The organism is Marinobacter sp. MBR-105, assembly GCF_053628895.1.
Genome location: NZ_JBRJHG010000015.1, coordinates 1 through 21118, shown reverse-complemented (window position 1 = coordinate 21118; position 21118 = coordinate 1). Strand labels below are relative to the sequence as shown.

Sequence of the window (21118 nt, the reverse complement as noted above, 5' to 3'; positions counted from 1 at the left end):
GCTGGATTCAGGAGGTACTATCTTCCGAGTACCGACCGGGCAATGATTTCCTTCATTACTTCCGACGTGCCGCCATAAATCCGCTGCACCCGGGCATCAATAAAGTTCCTGGAAATCGGGTACTCCGTGGTGTAGCCGTAGCCGCCAAACAGCTGCAAACAGCCATCAGCAACACGACACTGCATCTCGGTAGCGCTGTACTTGGCCATGGACGCCGTGGGGGCATCCAATTTGCCCTCTTCGTATTCCCGAATGCACTGGTCCACAAACGCTTTGTTGATGCGGTAATCCGTTTCCATGCGGGCAATTTCGAAGCGTGTGTTCTGCAACTGGCTGAGCTTCTGGCCAAACAGCTCACGCTCCTGGGCATACTGGATCGTCATGTCCAGCGAGCCCCGGGCCGCTGCCACCCCCAGCGCTCCGATCACCAGTCGCTCACGGGGCAGTTCGCGCATCAGGTAAACGAAACCCTGCCCTTCCTCGCCCAGCAACGCCGAGGCAGGTACGCGCATGTCGGAGAAAAACAGCTCGGAGGTATCGCCAGAGTGCTGGCCAATCTTGTCCAGGTTCCGGCCTTTGCTGAATCCTGGCAACGACGTATCGACCAGAAACAGGCTGATCCCTTTGGCTCCGGCTTTGGGATCGGTTTTGGCGGCGACGATCACCATATCGGCGTGTTGGCCGTTGGTGATGAAGGTCTTGGAGCCATTGAGGATGTAGTCGTCGCCGTCTTTTACAGCGCTGGTGCGCATGGCCTGCAAGTCGCTGCCGGCGCCCGGTTCGGTCATGGCAATGGCGCCCACCGCCTCACCTGATACCATCTTCGGCAGCCACTGCTGTTTCTGCTGTTCATTGCCGATATGGCTGAGATAGGGCGCGACAATGTCGGAATGCACCATCACGTTGGTGGAAAGCGCACCAAATCCCAGCCGGGCAAGCTCCTCACCCACCACGACCGAGTACTGGAAGGGTGCGCCGCAGCCGCCGCAGTTTTCCGGCACATCGACGCACAGCATGCCTGCATCGCCCAGAGTGTTCCAAAGCTCCCGTGGCACAATGCCGCTTTTCTCCCAGGCCTCGTAATGCGGGGCCACTTCGGTTTCCAGAGCCTTGATCACAGACTCCCGGAAAAGAGCCAGTTCTTCCTGATCGACAGGGTTAGTCATATCACTCACCTGTGGTTACCGGTTCGCTTTTGGCGAACACCATTACAGAAACCTGCTTTTGGCAGGTTATTCCAATGTCACTTTGGCGCCATCCGCAGGGCACAATCAAGCCGGATGACTTCGCCATTCAGAATCGGGTTGCGCACCATCTGGTCCACCATCATCCCGAACTCTTCCGGTTTACCGAGACGTTTCGGGAACGGCAACGTGGCTGCAAGGCTGTCCTGCACTTCCTGGGGCATACCCGCCAGCATTGGTGTCATAAACAGGCCAGGAGCAATGGTATTCACCCGAATCCCTTCACGGGCCAGTTCGCGGGCCGCCTGCAGGGTCAGGGACACCACACCGCCTTTGGATGCGCTGTAAGCCGCCTGGCCAATCTGGCCTTCGTAGGCAGCAACCGAAGCGGTATTGATGATGACACCGCGCTCGCCGTCACCGTTCGGTTCCCGTTGCGCCATATCGGCAGCCGCCAGCCGCAGGATATTGAAGGTGCCGATCAGATTAACCTGGACCACCTTGCTAAAGCTTTCCAGCGGCATCACACCTTCCCGGCCCAGAATCTTGGCCGCCGGCGCAATACCCGCGCAGTTCACGGCGACACCGCAGGGGCCGTGAGCCTCTCGCGCAGCACTGACAGCAGCCTCAGCACTGTCGGCCGAAGTCACATCGCAATGCAGGAAGATACCGCCGAGCTCAGCCGCAACCTTTTCGCCCTGCTCCTTGTTCACATCAAGAATCGCAACCTTGCAGCCAGCCGCCGCCAGAGCACGGGCAGAGCCCTCACCCAGACCGGAGGCACCGCCTGTTACAATTGCCGGCACATTCTGGAATTCCATCGGGTACTCCTTATTAACAATGATCGAAGTCTGATCCGCGGGTATTCATTCGGACCACAAAAAAACTTTACGTTTACGTAAACTTTAACTAACCTTGGTGAAAAAAGGAAATCCGTCATGAGCGAAAAACGAACTTTCAGCATCAGCGAGCTTTCCCAGGAGTTCGATGTAACCACCCGGAGCATCCGGTTCTATGAAGACCAGGGGCTGCTCAAGCCCACCCGGCGCGGGCAAACCCGGATCTTCAGCACCAAGGACCGCGTTCGCTTGAAGCTGATTCTCCGGGGCAAGCGCATGGGCTTTTCCCTGGCCGAAACGAAAGAACTGTTCGACCTCTGGGACGAAACGCTGACCGGCAATGAAAAGCAGCTGCTGAAGATGCTGGAAATCCTCAGCGCAAGACGGGAACAGCTGGAACAGCAGAAAGAAGACATTGCCATGGCAGAGATGGAAATGGACACCGCCGAAGCACGGTGCCGCGAGGCCCTGACCGAACTGCAGAAGAAAAAGGAAGAGCAGGGCCTGACGACGAACACCAAAGAAACCGCTGTCAGCAAATAGAACCTGGCAGCCAACGGATACCCGACGTTAAAAACAAAAAGGTAGCAAACGATGAAATCACAGTACTCAGAGCTCAATTTCGGCCTCGGCGAGACCCTGGACATGCTCCGGGAACAGGTGAATAACTTCGCCGCCACCGAAATCGCCCCGCGGGCCGAGGAAATCGACAAAAACAACGAATTCCCCATGGACCTGTGGCGCAAACTGGGCGACATGGGCCTGCTGGGCATTACCGTCAGCGAAGAGTACGGCGGCTCCGACATGGGCTATGTGGCCCACGTCATCGCCATGGAAGAAATCAGCCGCGCCTCGGCCTCCGTTGGCCTCTCTTACGGTGCCCACTCCAACCTGTGCGTGAACCAGATTCACCGCAACGGCACCGAAGAACAAAAGCAGAAATACCTGCCCAAGCTGGTTACCGGTGAACACATCGGCGCCCTGGCCATGTCCGAGCCCAACGCCGGCTCCGACGTAATCTCCATGAAACTCCACGCCCGCGACGAAGGCGACCACTACGTCCTCAACGGCAACAAAATGTGGATCACCAACGGCCCGGACGCACACACTTACGTTATCTACGCCAAGACCGACCCGAAAGGCGGTTCCAAAGGCGTCACCGCCTTTATCGTGGAGCGCGACTACCCGGGCTTCAGTCGCCACCAGAAACTCGACAAACTCGGCATGCGCGGCTCCAACACCTGTGAACTGGTGTTCCAGGACTGCAAAGTTCCCAAAGAAAACGTCCTCGGCGGCGTGGGCAACGGTGCCAAAGTCCTCATGAGCGGCCTCGACTACGAACGCCTCGTCCTCTCCGGCGGCCCGCTGGGCATCATGCAGGCTGCTATGGACGTGGTCGTCCCCTACATCCGCGAGCGCAAACAATTCGGCCAGGCCATCGGTGAATTCGAACTGGTACAGGGCAAAGTCGCCGACATGTACACCTGGATGAACACCGCGAAATCCTACGTCTACATGGTGGCCCAGTCCGCCGACCGCGGCGAAACCACCCGCAAAGACGCCGCCGGCGCCATCCTCTACTCCGCCGAAATGGCCACCAAACTGGCCCTGGACGCCATCCAGCTGCTGGGCGGCAACGGCTACATCAACGAATACCCGACCGGCCGCCTGCTGCGGGACGCGAAACTCTACGAAATCGGCGCTGGAACGTCTGAAATCCGACGGATGCTGATCGGTCGCGAGCTGTTCCTGAACAAGTAACGAAGCGCGGACTCCAGCTCCCAATGTACGACAAGGGGCTGGAGGGGGAGCCTTCCGAAAATGTCGGAGGCCATGGATGGCCGGAGAGAAGCGCACATGGATGTGCTTGTAGCGGTTTTCGGAAGGCTCCCCCTCCAGCCCCGCAGCAACAACACATGAATTGACGAGGTTGGACAAGGGCTTGGCGGAATGCTCGTAGCATTTCCCGGAAAGCACACCCCGCCAGACCCGGACGCCCCCAAACCGAGGGATACGAACCAATGACCGTGCTCCAAAGCAAAATCAACCCAAGGTCCGACGAATTCCAGGCCAACCACCAGGCCATGCAACAAGCCGTCGCCGACCTCCGGGAAAAAGTCGAAAAGATCCACCAGGGCGGCGGCCCCGACTACCAGAAGCGCCACACCGACCGAGGCAAACTCCTGCCCCGCGAGCGCATCAACACCCTCATCGACGAAGGCTCCCCCTTCCTCGAAATCGGCCAGTTCGCCGCCTACAACGTCTATAAGGAAGAAGTGCCCGCCGCTGGCGTCATCGCCGGCATCGGCCGCGTCTCCGGCACCGAGTGCATGATTATCGCCAACGACGCCACTGTCAAAGGCGGCACCTACTTCCCGCTGACCGTGAAAAAACACCTGCGGGCCCAGGAAATCGCCATGGCCAACCGCCTGCCCTGCATCTACCTGGTGGATTCCGGTGGCGCCAACCTGCCCCAACAGGACGAAGTCTTCCCCGACCGCGACCACTTCGGCCGCATCTTCTACAACCAGGCCCGCATGAGCGCAGACGACATTCCCCAGATCGCCGTCGTCATGGGCCTGTGTACCGCCGGGGGCGCCTACGTACCCGCCATGGCCGACGAATCCATCATCGTCCGTAACCAGGGCACCATATTCCTGGCCGGCCCTCCGCTGGTAAAAGCCGCCACAGGTGAAGTGGTCAGCGCGGAAGACCTGGGGGGCGCCGATGTGCACTGTAAAATCTCCGGTGTCGCCGACCATTACGCCGAGAACGACGCCCACGGCCTGGCAATCGCCCGCCGATGCGTGGCCAACCTGAACCGTCGCAAACCGGTACCGGTTGAGGTCCAGAAGCCCCGCGCCCCGCTGTACGATCAGGAAGAAATCTACGGCATCGTCGGCACCGACCTGCGCAAGCAGTTTGATGCGCGCGACGTCATCGCCCGCATCGTCGACGGCTCAGAATTCGACGAATTCAAGCGCTACTACGGCTCCACCCTGGTGACCGGGTTCGCCCACATCCACGGCTACCCCGTGGGCATCATCGCCAACAACGGCATCCTGTTCAGCGAATCCGCTCAGAAAGGCGCGCACTTTATTGAACTGTGTTGCCAGCGCAACATACCGCTGCTGTTCCTGCAGAACATTACCGGCTTCATGGTCGGCCAGAAATACGAAGCCGAGGGCATCGCCAAACATGGCGCCAAGATGGTGATGGCCGTGGCCTGTGCCAACGTGCCCAAGATTACCGTTCTGATTGGCGGTAGCTACGGTGCCGGCAACTACGGCATGTGTGGCCGCGCCTACAGCCCGGACTTCCTGTGGATGTGGCCGAATGCCCGGATCTCCGTCATGGGCGGCGAACAGGCAGCCGGCGTGCTGGCGCAGGTACGCCGGGAAGGCCTGGAGCGTAAAGGCCAGAGCTGGAGCGCCGAGGAAGAAGCCGAGTTCAAGAAGCCCATTACCGAAACCTACGAACACCAGGGCCACCCCTACTACGCCAGCGCCCGCCTGTGGGATGACGGCGTGATCGACCCGGCCCAGACCCGGGAAGTGGTTGCCCTGAGCCTGTCTGCCACCCTCAACCGGCCCGCCAAGCCAACGCGCTTCGGCGTGTTCCGCATGTAAAGGAGCGCAGCCATGTCACAGCAAGACACAGCGGTTCTGCTGCACCAACGGGGCGATGGCGTCTCAGAAGTGGTGTTGAACCGCCCGGACAAACGCAATGCCTTCGACGACGTGATCATCCAGCAGCTGATTCAGGCGCTGGAACACGTGGACCGGGATGAGCAAACCCAGATTGTTATCCTGCGCTCAGAGGGCAAACACTTTTCCGCCGGTGCCGACCTGGGCTGGATGCGCCGCATGGCGGACAACACCCGCCAGGAAAACCTGGACGACTCCCGGGAACTGGCCCGTCTGATGAACACCCTGAACCACCTGTCCAAGCCCGTGATCGGCCTGGTGCAGGGAGCGGCCTTCGGCGGCGCGGTCGGCCTAGCGGCCTGCTGCGACATCGTGCTGGCCACTGAAAAAGCCAGCTTCTGCCTGAGCGAAGTCAAACTCGGCCTGATTCCGGCCGTGATCAGCCCCTATGTGGTGCGAGCCATCGGCGAACGTCAGGCCCGGCGCTACTTCCTGTCGGCGGAAGTCTTCAGTGCTCAGGAGGCGCAGCACTACGGCCTGGTTCACCTGGTGTGCGAAGACGAACAGGCCATGCACCAGCGTTGCGACGAGCTGCTACTGCAACTTGCGCTGAACGGTCCCCAAGCCATGAAAGCAGCCAAAGAACTGGTCTTTGCGGTCAGCCACAAGACCATCACCTCCGAAGTGATTGACGAAACCGCGCAGCGCATCGCCGATATTCGTTTGGGCGAAGAAGGCCAGGAAGGGCTCAGCGCTTTCCTGAACAAACGAAAGGCCAGTTGGATTCCGGAGACACAATAATGTTTAACAAGATCCTGATAGCCAACCGGGGCGAAATCGCCTGCCGGATCATCCAGACGGCCCATCGAATGGGCATCCGCTGCGTAGCGGTCTATTCCGAAGCCGACGCCAACGCCCGGCACGTGGCCATGGCCGATGAGGCCTTCTACATCGGCCCCGCCCCCAGCTCTGAGAGCTACCTGCGGGCCGACAAGATTATCGAGATTGCCAAAGAAAGCGGCGCCCAGGCCATCCACCCGGGGTACGGCTTCCTGTCTGAAAACACCGACTTCGCAGAAGCCTGCGAAGCCAACGGTATCGTCTTCATCGGCCCGCCCTCTTCCGCCATCGCCGCCATGGGCTCCAAGTCCGCGGCAAAAGCGATCATGGAAGACGCCGGTGTACCGCTGGTGCCGGGCTACCACGGCAAGGACCAGTCGCCGGACTTGCTGCGGGCTGAAGCCGAAAAATGCGGTTTCCCGCTGCTGCTGAAAGCGGTTGCCGGCGGTGGCGGCAAAGGCATGCGGGTGGTCGAAAACATGGCCGAATTCGACGATGCCCTGGCCGCGGCCCAGCGCGAGGCAAAAAATGCGTTCGGCAACCCGGACATGCTGATCGAGCGCTACCTGACCCAGCCTCGTCATGTTGAAATCCAGGTGTTCTGCGATCAGTCCGGCAACGGCATCTATCTGGCCGAGCGGGACTGCTCCGTGCAGCGCCGGCACCAGAAAGTGCTGGAAGAAGCGCCCGCCCCCGGCCTCAGTGAAGACACCCGCAAAGCCATGGGCGAAGCCGCGGTGCGGGCGGCCCAGGCCATCAACTACGTGGGCGCCGGCACCGTCGAGTTTCTGTACGACGTGGACGGTTCCTTCTTCTTCATGGAAATGAACACCCGCCTGCAGGTAGAACACCCGGTCACCGAAATGGTCACCGGCCAGGATCTGGTGGAATGGCAACTGAAAGTGGCCTGGGGTGAGCCCCTGCCGCTGACCCAGGACCAGGTAAAAACCCGAGGCCACGCCATCGAGGCGCGTATTTACGCCGAAGACCCGGATCAGGACTTCCTGCCCGCTACGGGTACTCTGCGTTATCTGAGCACTCCGGATGAATCCGCCCACGTGCGGGTAGATACCGGCGTGACCGAAGGCGATGAAATCAGCATCCACTATGACCCGATGATCGCCAAACTGATCGTATGGGACGAGACCCGCGAACAGGCGGTCAACCGCATGGTTCAGGCCCTGGAGCACTACCGTATCGCCGGGCTGAAAACCAATATCCGGTTCCTGCACGCGGCGGTGGATGCGCAGCCATTCCGCGAAGCCGAGCTGACCACCAACTTCATTGCCACTCACAACGACCTGCTGTTCCCGAAATCCAGACTGGATCTGGACAAGGCACTGGTGCTTGCCGCTGGATTCATTCTGGAGCAACGCAAATCAGCGGAACCGGTTACCGGCGATCCCTGGTCGCCGTTCGGCCGCAAGAACAGCTGGCGCATGAACTCCGAATACGCCCAGCCTCTCACCCTTCAGGTGGGCGACGATAAACACGAGCTCAAGATCCTGGAACGGGATGACCGCTACCAGGTCTTCGTGGGCGGCAGCGTGTACCACCTGAACGCCAAACTGAATGACGATTACCTGCAGGCGGTGATCAACGGCCACCGGCTAAGCGTGCACGGCAACCTGCACAACGAAGAACTGGTGCTCTTCTACGAGGGCGATACCTTCAAGTGCACCGTATACCGGGAAACCTACGGGTTTGAGGAAATGGCCAGCGAAGGCAGCCTGGCGGCGCCCATGAACGGCTCCGTAGTGGCGATTCAGGCCCAGGTAGGCGACAAGGTAACGGCCGGCCAGACGCTGGTGATCATGGAAGCCATGAAAATGGAACACGCCATCAAGGCACCCGCCGATGGTGTGGTTTCCGAGATTTTCTACGCCGAGGGTGACCAGGTGGCCGAGGGTGCGGAACTCATCGCCATCGACACCGGGGAGGCAGAATAATGGCCTTTCCGAAGCAGGCTCGGTTGGTGGAAATGAGCCCCAGGGACGGGCTTCAGAATGAGCCCGGCGATGTGATCGCCACCGGGGTCAAAACCGGCCTGATCGACCGGCTGGCCGATTGCGGTCTCAGCCACATCGAGGCCGCCAGCTTCGTATCACCCAAATGGGTGCCGCAAATGGGCGACGCGGCCGCAGTGATGGCCGGCATCACCCGTAAACCTGGCGTTCGCTACTCGGCCCTTACCCCGAACCTGAAAGGATTCGAGGGCGCCCTGGCGGCCGGGGCCGACGAAGTGGCGGTATTCGGTGCGGCATCGGAGTCCTTCACCCAAAAGAACATCAACTGCACGATTGCTGAAAGCCTGGAGCGCTTTGCACCGGTGGTTGAAGAAGCCCGCAAACACGGCATTCCCGTGCGCGGTTACGTGTCTACCGTGATGGGCTGCCCGTACGAGGGCGATATCCAACCGGCACAGGTGGCCACCGTGGCCAAGGCCCTGTACGACATGGGCTGCCACGAAATTTCCCTGGGCGACACCATCGGCGTGGGTACGCCCCTGAAAGCCAAGCGCATGCTCGAAGCCGTGGCTGCCCATGTGCCCATGGACAAACTGGCGGCGCATTTCCACGACACCTATGGTCAGGCCCTGGCCAATCTGTACGCAGTACTGGAAGAGGGTGTAAGCGTGATTGACGCCTCTGTAGCCGGTCTGGGCGGCTGCCCTTATGCCAAAGGGGCCTCTGGCAACGTAGCCACCGAAGACGTGCTATACCTGCTTAACGGCCTGGGCATCGATACCGGCGTGGATCTGAACAAGCTGGTGAAAACCGGCGACTGGATCTGCGCGCAACTGAAACGTCATAACGGCTCTAAAGTGGGCCAGGCACTCGGGGGCCTGTGCCAGTAACTTTCCAGCCCTCAACTACAAAAACAATGGAGGCAGAGACATGAGCAAGACTCTCCCAAGTTACACCAGTGGTATCGCAGAAAAGCCACTGCTGGGCATGACCATCGGCGATATGCTGGACCGCACCGCCCAACAGTTTCCCGACAACGAGGCTCTGGTGTGCCTGCACCAGGACATTCGCTGGACTTACCAAGAGTTCGTCGACAAGGTGAACGAGGCGGCCCGGGCGTTCATGGCCATCGGCGTCAAGCGTGGCGACCGCGTGGGCATCTGGTCACCCAACCGTTACGAATGGACCGTTACCCAGTTTGCGACCGCGAAAGTGGGCGCCATTCTGGTAAACATCAACCCGGCCTACGGTGTGCACGAGCTGAAGTACGCCATGAATCTGGCCGGCATCAGCGTTCTGGTTACCGCCGACAGCTTCAAAACCTCCAACTACCGGGAAATGATCTACGAGCTGGCCCCGGAACTGAAACGCAGCGCACCCGGTAAACTCAAAGCTGACAACGTCCCCGATCTTCGGGCGGTCATTAACGTACACCCGGATAACCACGAGGGTATGTGGACCTGGCAGGATTTCCTGGGCTTTGCCGGCGAGGTATCAGAAGCCGATCTTGCCAAGCGCCAGAATGAGTTGCAGTTCGACGACCCCATCAATATCCAGTTCACCTCCGGTACCACCGGCAACCCGAAAGGCGCCACGCTCACCCACCACAACATTCTGAACAACGGCTATTTTGTTGGTGAAAGCCAGCGCCTGACCGAGAACGACCGGCTGGTGATTCCAGTGCCGCTCTACCATTGCTTCGGCATGGTGATGGGCAACCTGGGCTGCATCACCCATGGCACCGCCATGATCTACCCGAGCGAAGGCTTTGACCCGAAAACCGTACTCCAGGCGGTCCACCAGGAAAAAGCCACGGCCTTGTACGGTGTCCCCACCATGTTCATCGCCGAACTGGCCGACCCGGAGTTCGACAGCTACGACCTTTCCACCCTGCGCACCGGCATCATGGCAGGTTCCATCTGCCCCGCCGAAGTCATGAAGAAGGTCAACGGCAAAATGCACATGAAAGAAGTGCAGATTGCCTACGGCATGACGGAAACCAGCCCGGTTTCCACCCAGACCAGTTCCCTCGACCCGTTCGAGAAGCAGGTCACCACCGTGGGCCGCACCCAGCCGCACCTGGAAACCAAGATTGTCGACCCGGGCACCGGCAACGTCATGCCCCGCGGTGAGATTGGCGAACTGTGTACCCGCGGCTACAGCGTAATGCTGAAGTACTGGAACAACGAGGAAAAGACCCGCGAAGCCATCGACGATGCCGGCTGGATGCACACCGGCGACCTGGCGACCATGGACGAGGATGGTTACATCCAGATCGTGGGCCGCATCAAGGACATGGTGATCCGCGGTGGTGAAAACATCTACCCGAAAGAGATCGAAGAGTTCCTCTACACTCACCCGGCCATTGAAGAGGTGCAGGTAACCGGTATTCCGGACGAGAAGTACGGTGAAGAGCTGATTGCCTGGGTGAAACTGCGGCCCGATGCAGACCCGGTAACCGCAGAGGACCTGCAGGCCTTCTGCAAGGGCAAGATCGCCCACTTCAAGATTCCCAAAAACTACAAGTTTGTGGATGCATTCCCGATGACCGTGACCGGGAAGATCCAGAAGTTCAAGATGCGGGAAATCTCGATTGAGGAAATGGGGCTGAAGCAATAATCGAATACCGCCCACAGGCGAGCCCGCTGCCTGTCCCAGAGACACCGCCATGAATGGCAGCACCGGCCCCATGGACAGCCGCCCCGGCCAGAAAAAGAACCGTGGGCACCGCGACCATCACCCCCACGCTGGTACCAGCATTCATCACCGAGCTGACCCGGCCATGCATCGAGCGCCGCACCAGTGCCTGCATGGCCGCTGTCAGGGCAGGCATCATCAGGCCCGTGCAGATACCACAGGCAAATACGCCCAGCCCCAGTGACAGGGCACCGGCCGACTGACTGATCAAAGCCAGTCCGACTACCCCAAAAACGCCGGAGGCCATCGCCGTATTCCGGGCGCCGAGACGGTCGGCACACCAGGGCGCCACCACCGACGTCAGTGCAAAACTGATCAGAGGGAGTGCACCGATGATACCGATCACATGGGGCGACAAAGACAGATCCGCACGAATGGGCGGAACAAACAGACCGAAGGCGAAGCGCGCAAGACCGAAGCTGATCGCAATCAACCCCGCGCCCAGTAATGCGAATGCTGTGCTTGAGGGAAACCTCATGCCACCTCCGCTGACTGAAAATCATGGTAAACCATGTATTCAAATGTCAGCGTAGTCGCCAACCTCAGCCAGCGACAACTTTGATTTACTTCCCACCATTCCCCTGCTGAGCTCAAACACTCGGTAAAGGCGCACGCCGCTCGCTTTCTGGATAGTTGCCAATAGCCGTTGTCGATTTCGACCATTCCCAACCGACTAGACTCATAGACACAAACCAAACGTCCAGGAGGGTTATTGCAATGACACATCCGAAAAATACCATTTGCCTCTGGTTCAACGGCCAGGCTGAGGAGGCCGCCCAGTTTTATACCAGCATCTTCCCCGATTCCTCAGTTGGCAGGATATTGCGCGCACCCGGGGACTATCCCGCCGGATCCAGGGGCGACGTCTTAACGGTCGAATTTACGGTGCTTGGCGTTCCCTGTCTTGGGCTCAACGGCGGCCCCGCCTTCCAGCATAACGAGGCCTTTTCTTTCCAGATTGCGACTTGGGATCAGGAAGAAACAGATCGCTATTGGCATGCCATAGTCGATAACGGGGGCGAGGAAAGTGCGTGCGGATGGTGCAAAGACAAGTGGGGACTTTCGTGGCAGATAACCCCCGTGGCCCTTACTGAGGCGATCAATAACCCGGACCCCAGTGTTGCCAAGCGTGCCTTCGACGCCATGATGACCATGGGAAAAATCGATATTGCTGCTATCGAGGCAGCGGTTGGCCCCTGAGAGCCACACCTGGATCAAGTGATGGGAGCAAGAAACGCCACTGGCTGGTCGATTGACGCTTTGCAGCCAGAGCTAACGGGTAAAGTCTTCGACTTCCTCATAGTGCGTCACTGAAACGCGCTCCCCCAGTGCCCGCATGCCCACCATCTGCGCAGGGTTTTCCCCGCTCCAGAATGCTTTCCAGCTTTCCACGGAATCCCATTTCGCGACGGTGAGCACCTCGGTTTTGTCCTCAGGACTGCGGAGCATAAAGCTACCCAGGGCTCCGGGCACGGTTTCATGGATATGGTTGGTGGTGCGAACCCAAACCTTCTTGAAGTCCGCGAAGTTCTCTTCCTTAACTTTCCAACGATAAACAACCCGAATCATACTGCCTCCTGCAGTTCCCTGGAAATCCCGAGGAGCTTATGGTCATTCAGGAGTCCTGAGCGGCCACTGCACAACCTTTTTAAACCCGTCCACGTGGATTTTACTAGACGTCATATCCCATGCTCTCGATCTTATCGAGCAGCAATCCATGGCCGTTTAGATAGATTGAGATTCTAATCGTCCTCCCATGGCGAAAACGAAGAACGTACCAATGCAGATGCTTGTTAAAGCTTATGCTTCTTAACTCGCTCCACGTAAACCGCCGTTTACCCTGCCAAAGGCTTTGAAACGTCAGGGACTCATCATCAAAGCAACCTCTGGTCCAGATCACCTCGGCCCATCCATAAATCGCGAAGGCGCCAAACATCTCCAACATCAGGATGATGGGGATATCCTGACCGCCATGGTCAACAAAAAACAACAACCAGAGCATTCCTGCCGCAATCAGCGTAGACGCCAAGCTGGTCAATATAAGGAACCAACCGAAGAAAAGCTTACCGCCGGTCTCAGCAGTTGATGATCTCTTTGCCGCATTGCTGACGATATAGTAGGTCAGAAAACTACCCACCACGCTGATTACAATCTTAGCCAAGACTTCCATGTTTGCCTTGAATCCAAATAGTTACAGGCGGGAGAACCCTGAGAACACCTTCAGCGGCTCAATGCCCCCCCGAACCTGGAGATGGAATTACCAATTACCTACCCCGCTGTTGCCAAGCCTGCCTTCGACACCATGATGACCATGGGAAAAATCGATGTTGCTGCTATCAAAAAGTTCAGTGGAGGCTAGAACGAGCTACAACATACTATCAAGCGTTTCCAAGCTTTCAGGCCCGCCGGCCAATCGCACACACCGAGCCGATTCTTCTTCCCAGGATGCAGCAGACTCTGTGTGAAGATGAACAGATATCTTCGACGTAAGAGTCTCTCCCAACAAACCAGCAGGAATCCAGACCATCCCGCTGTCCCTCAGACTATTAGGAACCGGACTACCACAGACCGAGCAAAAATCGCTTCTGAACCCACTGGGCTTCTTGTAACTGCGTATACCACTCTCACCGGAAACCCAACGAAAGGCATGCTCATTTACAAAAGTTGCGGCATTCGCCGCCGCTCCAGTGGCTTTTCGGCAGAGCGAACAGTGGCACTGATAAAGGTTTCGGATTTCCTCTGTGATTTCAAACTTTACACTTCCACAGAGACATTCGCCTTTCATAGATCATTCCTTTCGCCAGCTACCCCGTTCCCGGACTAATACCTCATCCCGGTTACGTATAACTTCAAGCAATCCATCCTGATGCACGTAGTACGCGGTATTTCCATTCTCAAACTTATACCCGAGAAAACGGCAGGGAGTATCGCCGTCGGCACAGAGTGTATGCCAGGAACTCCCTTCCAGCATGATGCTATTTCCTGTTGCCTTGCTTGTACCGTGATAGGTCATTTGGTTGCACGAAACCTCGCCTTCAGCGCAGCGAGATTCTATATTGATGATGAACCTCTCTGTTGCCAGCTCCGCCGCCGAGGCAGAAAACGAAAAAAAAGCGATGACAATGAGCTTTTTCATATGCGGCTTAACCCGTTGATTACGAGGGGCATCTCCCAGTTCTGAACTCACAGCATAGTCTTCAGTTATTCATAAAATTGCGGTGTTGCTCTTCTTTTTTATTCCACTACGACCAGAAGAGACAAAGGCAGCTCCGTGGATGGGTGACGAGGCTCGGTTAGTTCTATGATGGAGTAACCGCAGTCCCGGAACAACGCTACCCAGGAGCCGAGCGTGCGAAAGTACCAGGGCATGGATTGCCATGTTCCCGGGAAATCCCGAAAATCCTCATTGCGCCAACCGTCGAGATAGGGGCCGCTCACCAACCAGGGATGCACCGTCTGCATGACCATTCTTCCCCGAGGAGCAAGCAACGGCCGGAGAGCCCGCAATAACCCGGCCACGTCTTCATGGAGGATCGCGAAGTTCACAGACACCACATCAAAGTCGTGGCCTATCTTCCGGGCATCGTCGACAAGCTCAGAATAGGTACAGACGTGGAATCGTCCTCCCCCAAGGGACCGGGCCGCTTCAATCAACCCGGGGGAGCCGTCCACCCCGACGCAATCAACACCATGACTGGCGAGCGCCCGTACCAGCCAACCTTCTCCGCACCCCAAGTCAAGCACCCGCCTCGGATGTTGGGCGAGCACGGCGTTGACCATGGCCTGGTCAGTCACCAGGCGGCGACTCTCTATATCGCCGTCGCGGACCGCCGAGGTCCAGAGTTCGGCATTCGTTATCCAGCTTTGCGCCAACTCGGATGGTTTATTGGAGCGGTTGCTCATTCAGAATTCCCGCGTGCCACCAAGCATGCCCTGCCCGGCAGTTAAATGGGTTTACTGCCCTTTTCCTCGATCGAATCAATGGCCTGTTTCAAAAGCTCATTGAACGCCTCAGGCCTTTCCAACATCGGGAAATGGCCAGCATCCTCAATGTACATAAGCTGGTAATCATCAATGTGTTTTCTATTCTCTTCCACCGCTGTCGGCCATAACCTGGCGTTTATCGAGATGACGGGCACCCTGACTTCATCAAACGCAGTGGCCGCTTCGCCAGTGACATATCGCCCGAGATAGTTTCGGAAAGCGTTCAAGGCAATGGCCTTTGGCGCAGAAGACATATCTTCTTTCACCCAGGAAACCAATGGCTCATCGGCACCTTCAGGAAACATAGGTGCGACAAAATCCTTTACCGCCGTCGTAAAGTCAGCCTCAAAGGGCTGAGCCATTTCATCAACGACACTTTGGGGAATTCGCTCCGCAACGTTCTGTAAGGTATCAACCCCTATCACACCAACAACTCTGGCCGGCATCAATCTGGCTGCTTCGGCAATCACCGCACCGCCCATCGAATGCCCTACAAGAATGGCACGTTCAATGCGCTCTTGATCGACAATGGCCTTCACATCGTGAGCGAAAGCCACCATCGAATAATCAGAGCGGCCAACCGATGAGTGCCCATGGCCCGCCAGATCAACCGTAATCACCTGATAATCGCCGGCAAACGCCGGTATTTGTTGCTGCCAGTAGCGTCCATCACAACTCCAGCCGTGGATAAACACCAGAGCCGTTTTTCCACTCCCGACCACGTCATAAGCGATTCGTTCTGAGTCAGAAGACAGGGCAACCTTGTGCCTGACAGGTATCTGGTGAGAGGCACAGCCTGTCAGCAGGAGGAAAGACAACAAAACCAACACTATCGATTTATGCATAAACAATCCCTTTGGTTCATACAAGGCTGTTGTTAAGCGCCCGACGCGGGCATCCGGTTCACTGGATTGGACAGCTCAGAAAAGCCAATGGCCTCAGGCCATCGGCTTGAAATTCGGCAACGAAGCCACCCGTTTCAGCCATGCCAGAATCGCCGGATAGTCTGCCAGTTCAAAGCCGCCCTCGTGAGCTACGTGGGTGTAGGCATAAAGCGAGATGTCTGCCGTGGTCGCATGCTCCCCTGTGAGATAAGGGGTTTTCTGAAGCTGCTGCTCCATCACTCGCAACGCTTTGTGGCCGCCGGCTTGCTTCGACGCATATTCCGCAGCTCTGTCATCAGGCAGCCCAAGGTACTTATTGATGAAGCGGGCTACCGCGATATAAGGCTCATGGCTGTATTGTTCGAAAAACTGCCACTGCAGGATAAGCGCTTGAGCCAACCCGCCCTCAGGGTATAGCGCCGATCCGCCTGCCAGGAAGTTGATAATGGCGTTGGACTCGGAAAGCGTCTCGCCCTCATCGAGCTCCAGCAGAGGTATTTTGCCATTGGGGTTCTTTCGCAAGAACTCGTCGGACCTGGTGTCGCCAGCCAGAATATCGACCTCAATCCACTCGTGGTCGATGTTCAGGAGGTTGCACACCAGCTGAACTTTGTAGCAGTTGCCGGATTTGGCATCACCGTAAATTTTCATCTGCTCTCCTTACCGCGCCCCACAGGAGCACCCGATGTATGCTCCAGTCCGGAACGAACTACAATAACTTGTTAAGTGATTCCAGGCTGTCAGGCCCGCCATCCAGTAGCTTTGCGGCATAACGAGCAGTGGCATTGATAGAAGTTTCGAATCTCCTCCTCAATTGCGAACTTCACGTTTCCGCAGAGACACTCACCTTTCATCAATCGCTCCTTTGGCACTTTAGGCTGGGCTCATTCGGCAGCCGATTGACCCCAGAGGAATCTCAGGATATTTCAGCCATGGCGGCAGCATCTCAAACTCCATTGCACTGCTCCTTTGTTCCCGAAAAACTCCGCATATCGCCCGGGCTTTGAGACATACCGCAGAGCCAGCGAAGGTGCGTCCGACAATAGCCATTTATTTGCGTCTACACGGCTGGACGCTTGGCTAGCAACGCCCACACACCAGCTGACGAAAGCAGAGCTCCACCAGCAAAATTAAACCTACGCTGCGCTTTGGTCGATACAAGCAGCCGGCGAGCAGACGATGCGAAAACCGTATAGAGCGTGGCATTGATTGTCGCCAAAGCTACAAAGGTGACTGCAAGCAACCACATTTGGAGTACCCCGTTTTCGCCCGGCGTAATGAATTGCGGTAAAAAGGCCATGAAGAAAACAATCCCCTTTGGATTGAGCGCAGTTACCAGATACGTGTTGGTGAACAACTTCAAGTGCGAGGCGTCAGACGTGGGCTCCGCCATTGCAGTGGGTGAAAATCCTGCCCTGAACAATTTGATACCAAGATAGAGCAGGTACATACCACCTGCTACTTTTACGGCTGTGAACCAAAAAGCAGATACAACAAGCAACGCCCCTAAACCCACGAGCGAAGCAAACAGCGCGGTGGAGTCACCAAGTGCAACGGCCGCTACCAGAGGAACATTGGCTCGACGACCATGGGTTACTGAATAGCTGATGACGGCCAGAATCGTCGGGCCAGGAATCACCAATAGAACAACCGATGCGACGACAAACGCCATCCATGATTCGATCGCCATGAATCTTTCTCCTGAAAACTAACGCCTGAAGGCAGCGCCCTTTCCATGGCGCCGAAGGAGCTATGGAAAGGGCGTCCGGCGGAGGCCGCAGTCCCGAACGAACTACAACAATTTGTTAGGGCTTAGTCTGCGCCTCGATTGATGTAGAAGAACTTCAGAGAACACATTGTCGCAGACGCCCCTAAGAAAAGCGTGATTGCAACGAGCAATGGTTTAATGGCATCGCTTGAGCCAAAGATCAGCAATAGACCCGAAATGACTCCAATCAGCACTGAACATAGGGCAACTGCCAGTGAGATCCTATTGATAAGATCGAGCACGCTCGATGAACCAGACATGAAAATCCCCATGTAATGTGGAATAAATCCGAAAAGTGTCGCACCAATAACGAAAGCAAAGGCCAAGCCCGCAAGCGCTGCCGGAAGAGCTTCCACCCAGGGCTTGAGGGAGTAATCCGCTCCCACAACGACCACCGCCAAGAAGACCCCGTAAATCGCAGAAGCGGTGAATCCGGAATAGACGAGCCTACGTCTCAACATCTTGCAATTGCCCTAACGCCTGGGCTCAGCGGCCGATTTGGAGGCGCACCGCGCCGGAAAAGCGGTCCGCTGCAGCCCCTGGTTAGCGCTGATACTAAAATGGAATATCGTCGTCAAAATCATCGACGGGTGTGTTGGCTGGTGCTGAAGCAGGTTCCGTTTTTGGCAACGAGTCTTCATTTTCTAATAGGTAATCAATGCCATCAGCCGTTATTGAGAAGCCGTAGTATTCGAAATCCCCATCTTCAACAATGCTCTTATCCAAATAGCCGAGCCTCTCCAGCTTTATGAGTGCAAGACTGAGATGCCCGTCACTTACTCCGCTGATTTCATTAAAGACCACATGTGCCGCGACTCCATCCGGTGATCGAGCATACGATTCCAATATTTTGGTAAGGATGAGGTGTTCCGTCTCTCCGACCTTGTAGTTGTATCCAATTTTCCGCCGGATCTTCTTTTGGACATCAAGATCCTGGGAGACTAAACCCAGTTCAGCAACACGTTTTTTGATCAAGACACTCGGATGATTCACTGCTGCTTCTAGGTTTTTATCTGAGCGATTCCCATCATAATCTGCTGCGGTGAGCCCCAGTAGGTCGGTAGGCAAATGAAGATCAATATCGCGGGGCTTAACGATGAAGCACCTATCTTTCCCGAGTGTTCCGGTGAATAGGCCAAGCTCATAGATTACATTGTCTCGAGTAACCTGTTTTTCCTTGTCTCGAATTCGTGCGACGTCGTCGGGTGTAAAAATAAAGATCGCAAAATCTACCGTATCTGCCATCTGTACGAGCGATTCGATAGTCGTTTGAGATAGCGCAAATCCGTGCTTCCAGACTGTCACTTCCGCCTGGTGATCGAAATTGACGTTGAACGCATCAGCAACATCAAGGCTCTCGGCCGCAGATGCGATAAATATTCTTGGTTTTCTCATTATGTTAATCGCAGCCTCCTGCCATTTAGGATTAAGCCATTTTCTCGCTAACGCCGGCGTAACGGGCCGATTTGTGGAGCGGCAGCGGAACAAAGCGGTCCCGTTGACGCACTGGTTAGCCATTACACTTGGATCTCGTAATCCTCTCCATTTTTGACTAACTCAAGTAAATCTATGGCTGCCTGCGAATATTTGTGAGTTTGCATGACTTGGCCTGCCATGATCGCGACGTGATATTTATTGTCGCTCTGTTTAATATTCACTCCTTTTTCTTGCTCAACTCTCATGATTAATTGATTTGCATGATGCCAGCTTGCATAGCCCAGTGCTTTCGCCACCTGAGTTAAAGAGAAAGGATACATTGCGTTGACTGCAGTAGGGTCATCGAGGGTAGTTATACCGTAAAGTTTCGCTAATTCGCCCTCTTCAGAAACAGCATGCTCCAGAGTTTGATAGTTAACCTCTACAGTACGCTTTGGGATATCATGTCTTACTAATGAGTAAGTCCTAGCAAGCAATGCTCTCAATATTTTTGGATTAATCGCTGTAATAGCGTCTGATGATCCAAATGCCTCATAAACCCACGTAAAATCATCCGCTACAATGCTTTTCACACGGACACTGCGCTCATGATCGATTGTAATAAGCTTCTCTCTTGGGTATGACGTCATGCTGGCAACATTCTTGTTCCATTCCACAAGATATATATTTGGAATCAAGTCGTTATCGGGAGCAAGAATTTCATCGATGTCGGACAATATAGACCTTATATTTGGGTCTTCGGCGCTATAACCAAGAAAGACTAGGGGATGCTCAGCAAAAAAGGTTAGTAGCTTAGCACTCAAATACTTCTTCTTAGCCTTGAAGTCTTCATAATCTGATGATGTTATGACTATGCTCTCAGGCTCTGAAGAGCAGCCGTGTATTTTGAGTATTTCCCCAACATCGGTATAATTTGCTTTGAGTATAGATTGCCCAATTATGCTTGAGTAATCAGAAAACACCTGCTCAAAAAAGCGATCATAATTAGTTGTTATCAAGGCATGTGGCCTGACACTCTTCAAGGCCTCTATTTCGTCAGAAAATTCACCTGCAAAAACCTGGTCAAAGTCAGGCTTTATAACCTCTTCAAAGTATTCTGAAACCTTGTACTTAAAATAGATATCAGGTGGCTGCGAATCTGTGAATAGCTCCTTTGGAAACTGGTCGTTTCCGTCACCCCAGGCCCATTCTCGGTAAGCTTCTGAGAACTCGGTTCCCACCTCAATTAACGAATTGTTTTTTTGTTTATAGTATGCGTAGCTTTTATCGAGAATAGGACACTCTTCAGCAAGGGCCTTGAGCAAATTATCCCAGTTCGGGCCGCCAAAGTAACGCTGAGACATTCCTGAACCGACGAATAAGATAGGCTGAACGCCCATGCTATCGAGGCAAGTGGCGATGTCGTCGGTCATCTCCTCTTTATATTTTTCGAAATCACCTTCCATAAATCTCTACCGTTTCTTTTTGGCTAATTGGGATAGGGAGGCACCTCACGATGCCCCTCCTCCCACATCACCGGGCATACGGATCACGTACCACGGCGATTCAGTGACTTGACTCAACCCGTTACCGTACTGCCAGCTCCGGCAGTCCATAACTCCGGAACAATCGGGCCGGTAAGGCTTGTCGCAGTGCCGGCGAATGACTCAGCCGCCACGGGCCGTGGGCCGATTTCGCGGTGTTCCAGGCCAATTTGACCGAGACACCCCGCTTTCTCAGCTCACGATACCCCCTTCGGCCCCATTGCTTCCACACGTAACTTCTCATTCTCCGCCGTATCCACTTGTCCAGGTCCCGCAGCGGGCTCAGTACTTCGGCTGCGTCGAAGTACGCTTTCCAACCAAGCAGGGTTTCTTTCAGATCTGCGATCA

At 55.9% G+C, this 21118-nt stretch carries 24 protein-coding genes; 8 read left to right on the top strand and 16 right to left on the bottom strand.

Going from position 1 to position 21118, the window contains the following annotated elements:
- Window positions 1–17: 17 nt before the first annotated feature.
- On the bottom strand, window positions 18–1166 hold the full coding sequence (locus ACSSVV_RS16265; protein WP_022990979.1) for an acyl-CoA dehydrogenase family protein: 1149 nt from the start codon (window positions 1164–1166) through the stop codon (window positions 18–20).
- A gap of 77 nt (window positions 1167–1243) precedes the next feature.
- Complete coding sequence (locus ACSSVV_RS16260; protein WP_022990980.1) at window positions 1244–2005, bottom strand: 3-hydroxyacyl-CoA dehydrogenase; 762 nt, start codon at window positions 2003–2005, stop codon at window positions 1244–1246.
- Window positions 2006–2122: 117 nt separating this feature from the next.
- On the opposite strand from ACSSVV_RS16260, the gene ACSSVV_RS16255 reads away from it, so the two are divergent.
- From ACSSVV_RS16255 to ACSSVV_RS16225, 7 genes are all read left to right on the top strand, one after another.
- Window positions 2123–2566, top strand: coding sequence for a MerR family transcriptional regulator (locus tag ACSSVV_RS16255; protein ID WP_011785591.1), 444 nt, complete (start codon window positions 2123–2125; stop codon window positions 2564–2566).
- Between the two features lie 51 nt (window positions 2567–2617).
- Window positions 2618–3784, top strand: a complete 1167-nt coding sequence (locus ACSSVV_RS16250) for an isovaleryl-CoA dehydrogenase (RefSeq protein WP_014420930.1) — start codon at window positions 2618–2620, stop codon at window positions 3782–3784.
- 260 nt (window positions 3785–4044) lie between these two features.
- Window positions 4045–5652, top strand: coding sequence for a carboxyl transferase domain-containing protein (locus ACSSVV_RS16245; protein WP_022990981.1), 1608 nt, complete (start codon window positions 4045–4047; stop codon window positions 5650–5652).
- 12 nt (window positions 5653–5664) lie between these two features.
- A complete protein-coding gene (locus ACSSVV_RS16240) occupies window positions 5665–6471 on the top strand; it encodes an enoyl-CoA hydratase-related protein (RefSeq protein WP_454106564.1) in 807 nt (268 codons plus the stop codon).
- On the top strand, window positions 6471–8459 hold the full coding sequence (locus ACSSVV_RS16235; protein WP_141067551.1) for an acetyl/propionyl/methylcrotonyl-CoA carboxylase subunit alpha: 1989 nt from the start codon (window positions 6471–6473) through the stop codon (window positions 8457–8459). Before ACSSVV_RS16240 ends, ACSSVV_RS16235 begins: the two co-directional genes overlap by 1 nt.
- On the top strand, window positions 8459–9367 hold the full coding sequence (locus tag ACSSVV_RS16230) for a hydroxymethylglutaryl-CoA lyase (protein WP_022990984.1): 909 nt from the start codon (window positions 8459–8461) through the stop codon (window positions 9365–9367). The genes ACSSVV_RS16235 and ACSSVV_RS16230 overlap by 1 nt, the downstream gene beginning before the upstream one ends.
- Window positions 9368–9407: 40 nt before the next feature.
- On the top strand, window positions 9408–11096 hold the full coding sequence (locus tag ACSSVV_RS16225) for an AMP-binding protein (RefSeq protein WP_454106563.1): 1689 nt from the start codon (window positions 9408–9410) through the stop codon (window positions 11094–11096).
- On the opposite strand, the gene ACSSVV_RS16220 is transcribed toward ACSSVV_RS16225, so the two are convergent.
- Entirely contained in the window at window positions 11050–11652 is a 603-nt protein-coding gene (locus ACSSVV_RS16220) for an MFS transporter (protein ID WP_454106562.1), read from the bottom strand. The genes ACSSVV_RS16225 and ACSSVV_RS16220 overlap by 47 nt on opposite strands.
- 239 nt (window positions 11653–11891) lie before the next feature.
- Between ACSSVV_RS16220 and ACSSVV_RS16215 the strand changes: the two genes are divergently transcribed.
- Window positions 11892–12374 carry a VOC family protein gene (locus tag ACSSVV_RS16215; RefSeq protein ID WP_022990988.1) on the top strand — a complete coding sequence of 161 codons (483 nt, stop codon included), beginning with the start codon at window positions 11892–11894 and terminating at the stop codon, window positions 12372–12374.
- 72 nt (window positions 12375–12446) lie between these two features.
- On the opposite strand, the gene ACSSVV_RS16210 is transcribed toward ACSSVV_RS16215, so the two are convergent.
- The 13 genes from ACSSVV_RS16210 to ACSSVV_RS16150 form a co-directional block, all read right to left on the bottom strand.
- Entirely contained in the window at window positions 12447–12743 is a 297-nt protein-coding gene (locus ACSSVV_RS16210; RefSeq protein ID WP_014420910.1) for an antibiotic biosynthesis monooxygenase family protein, read from the bottom strand.
- Between the two features lie 103 nt (window positions 12744–12846).
- On the bottom strand, window positions 12847–13344 hold the full coding sequence (locus ACSSVV_RS16205) for a PH domain-containing protein (RefSeq protein ID WP_023010739.1): 498 nt from the start codon (window positions 13342–13344) through the stop codon (window positions 12847–12849).
- A 195-nt stretch (window positions 13345–13539) separates the two neighbouring features.
- Window positions 13540–13959: a GFA family protein gene (locus tag ACSSVV_RS16200; RefSeq protein WP_081698837.1), complete on the bottom strand. Its 420-nt coding sequence runs from the start codon at window positions 13957–13959 to the stop codon at window positions 13540–13542.
- A gap of 3 nt (window positions 13960–13962) precedes the next feature.
- Entirely contained in the window at window positions 13963–14361 is a 399-nt protein-coding gene (locus ACSSVV_RS16195; RefSeq protein WP_227499506.1) for a hypothetical protein, read from the bottom strand.
- 47 nt (window positions 14362–14408) lie between these two features.
- A complete protein-coding gene (locus tag ACSSVV_RS16190; protein ID WP_023010736.1) occupies window positions 14409–15077 on the bottom strand; it encodes a class I SAM-dependent methyltransferase in 669 nt (222 codons plus the stop codon).
- A gap of 41 nt (window positions 15078–15118) precedes the next feature.
- The gene (locus ACSSVV_RS16185; protein WP_227499505.1) at window positions 15119–16027 is read right to left on the bottom strand and encodes an alpha/beta fold hydrolase; all 909 of its coding nucleotides are present in this window, start codon (window positions 16025–16027) and stop codon (window positions 15119–15121) included.
- Window positions 16028–16096: 69 nt separating this feature from the next.
- Complete coding sequence (locus tag ACSSVV_RS16180) at window positions 16097–16693, bottom strand: glutathione S-transferase family protein (RefSeq protein ID WP_023010734.1); 597 nt, start codon at window positions 16691–16693, stop codon at window positions 16097–16099.
- Between the two features lie 89 nt (window positions 16694–16782).
- Window positions 16783–16896: a GFA family protein gene (locus ACSSVV_RS16175; RefSeq protein WP_454106561.1), complete on the bottom strand. Its 114-nt coding sequence runs from the start codon at window positions 16894–16896 to the stop codon at window positions 16783–16785.
- A gap of 206 nt (window positions 16897–17102) precedes the next feature.
- A complete protein-coding gene (locus ACSSVV_RS16170; protein WP_023010733.1) occupies window positions 17103–17732 on the bottom strand; it encodes a LysE family translocator in 630 nt (209 codons plus the stop codon).
- A 122-nt stretch (window positions 17733–17854) separates the two neighbouring features.
- Entirely contained in the window at window positions 17855–18211 is a 357-nt protein-coding gene (locus ACSSVV_RS16165; protein WP_454106560.1) for a hypothetical protein, read from the bottom strand.
- Window positions 18212–18365: 154 nt separating this feature from the next.
- The gene (locus tag ACSSVV_RS16160) at window positions 18366–19328 is read right to left on the bottom strand and encodes a TIR domain-containing protein (RefSeq protein WP_454106559.1); all 963 of its coding nucleotides are present in this window, start codon (window positions 19326–19328) and stop codon (window positions 18366–18368) included.
- Entirely contained in the window at window positions 19328–20692 is a 1365-nt protein-coding gene (locus ACSSVV_RS16155) for an SIR2 family protein (RefSeq protein ID WP_454106558.1), read from the bottom strand. The genes ACSSVV_RS16160 and ACSSVV_RS16155 overlap by 1 nt, the downstream gene beginning before the upstream one ends.
- Before the next feature lie 121 nt (window positions 20693–20813).
- Window positions 20814–21118: group II intron maturase-specific domain-containing protein (locus tag ACSSVV_RS16150; protein ID WP_454106557.1), on the bottom strand; the 305-nt coding region annotated here is incomplete at its 5' end.

Coding starts and splice junctions, on each gene's coding strand:
- ACSSVV_RS16265 (WP_022990979.1), bottom strand. CDS start 1,166: ATGACTAACCCTGTCGATCAGGAAGAACTGGCTCTTTTCCGGGAGTCT.
- ACSSVV_RS16260 (WP_022990980.1), bottom strand. CDS start 2,005: ATGGAATTCCAGAATGTGCCGGCAATTGTAACAGGCGGTGCCTCCGGT.
- ACSSVV_RS16255 (WP_011785591.1), top strand. CDS start 2,123: ATGAGCGAAAAACGAACTTTCAGCATCAGCGAGCTTTCCCAGGAGTTC.
- ACSSVV_RS16250 (WP_014420930.1), top strand. CDS start 2,618: ATGAAATCACAGTACTCAGAGCTCAATTTCGGCCTCGGCGAGACCCTG.
- ACSSVV_RS16245 (WP_022990981.1), top strand. CDS start 4,045: ATGACCGTGCTCCAAAGCAAAATCAACCCAAGGTCCGACGAATTCCAG.
- ACSSVV_RS16240 (WP_454106564.1), top strand. CDS start 5,665: ATGTCACAGCAAGACACAGCGGTTCTGCTGCACCAACGGGGCGATGGC.
- ACSSVV_RS16235 (WP_141067551.1), top strand. CDS start 6,471: ATGTTTAACAAGATCCTGATAGCCAACCGGGGCGAAATCGCCTGCCGG.
- ACSSVV_RS16230 (WP_022990984.1), top strand. CDS start 8,459: ATGGCCTTTCCGAAGCAGGCTCGGTTGGTGGAAATGAGCCCCAGGGAC.
- ACSSVV_RS16225 (WP_454106563.1), top strand. CDS start 9,408: ATGAGCAAGACTCTCCCAAGTTACACCAGTGGTATCGCAGAAAAGCCA.
- ACSSVV_RS16220 (WP_454106562.1), bottom strand. CDS start 11,652: ATGAGGTTTCCCTCAAGCACAGCATTCGCATTACTGGGCGCGGGGTTG.
- ACSSVV_RS16215 (WP_022990988.1), top strand. CDS start 11,892: ATGACACATCCGAAAAATACCATTTGCCTCTGGTTCAACGGCCAGGCT.
- ACSSVV_RS16210 (WP_014420910.1), bottom strand. CDS start 12,743: ATGATTCGGGTTGTTTATCGTTGGAAAGTTAAGGAAGAGAACTTCGCG.
- ACSSVV_RS16205 (WP_023010739.1), bottom strand. CDS start 13,344: ATGGAAGTCTTGGCTAAGATTGTAATCAGCGTGGTGGGTAGTTTTCTG.
- ACSSVV_RS16200 (WP_081698837.1), bottom strand. CDS start 13,959: ATGAAAGGCGAATGTCTCTGTGGAAGTGTAAAGTTTGAAATCACAGAG.
- ACSSVV_RS16190 (WP_023010736.1), bottom strand. CDS start 15,077: ATGAGCAACCGCTCCAATAAACCATCCGAGTTGGCGCAAAGCTGGATA.
- ACSSVV_RS16180 (WP_023010734.1), bottom strand. CDS start 16,693: ATGAAAATTTACGGTGATGCCAAATCCGGCAACTGCTACAAAGTTCAG.
- ACSSVV_RS16175 (WP_454106561.1), bottom strand. CDS start 16,896: ATGAAAGGTGAGTGTCTCTGCGGAAACGTGAAGTTCGCAATTGAGGAG.
- ACSSVV_RS16170 (WP_023010733.1), bottom strand. CDS start 17,732: ATGGCGATCGAATCATGGATGGCGTTTGTCGTCGCATCGGTTGTTCTA.
- ACSSVV_RS16160 (WP_454106559.1), bottom strand. CDS start 19,328: ATGGCTAACCAGTGCGTCAACGGGACCGCTTTGTTCCGCTGCCGCTCC.
- ACSSVV_RS16155 (WP_454106558.1), bottom strand. CDS start 20,692: ATGGAAGGTGATTTCGAAAAATATAAAGAGGAGATGACCGACGACATC.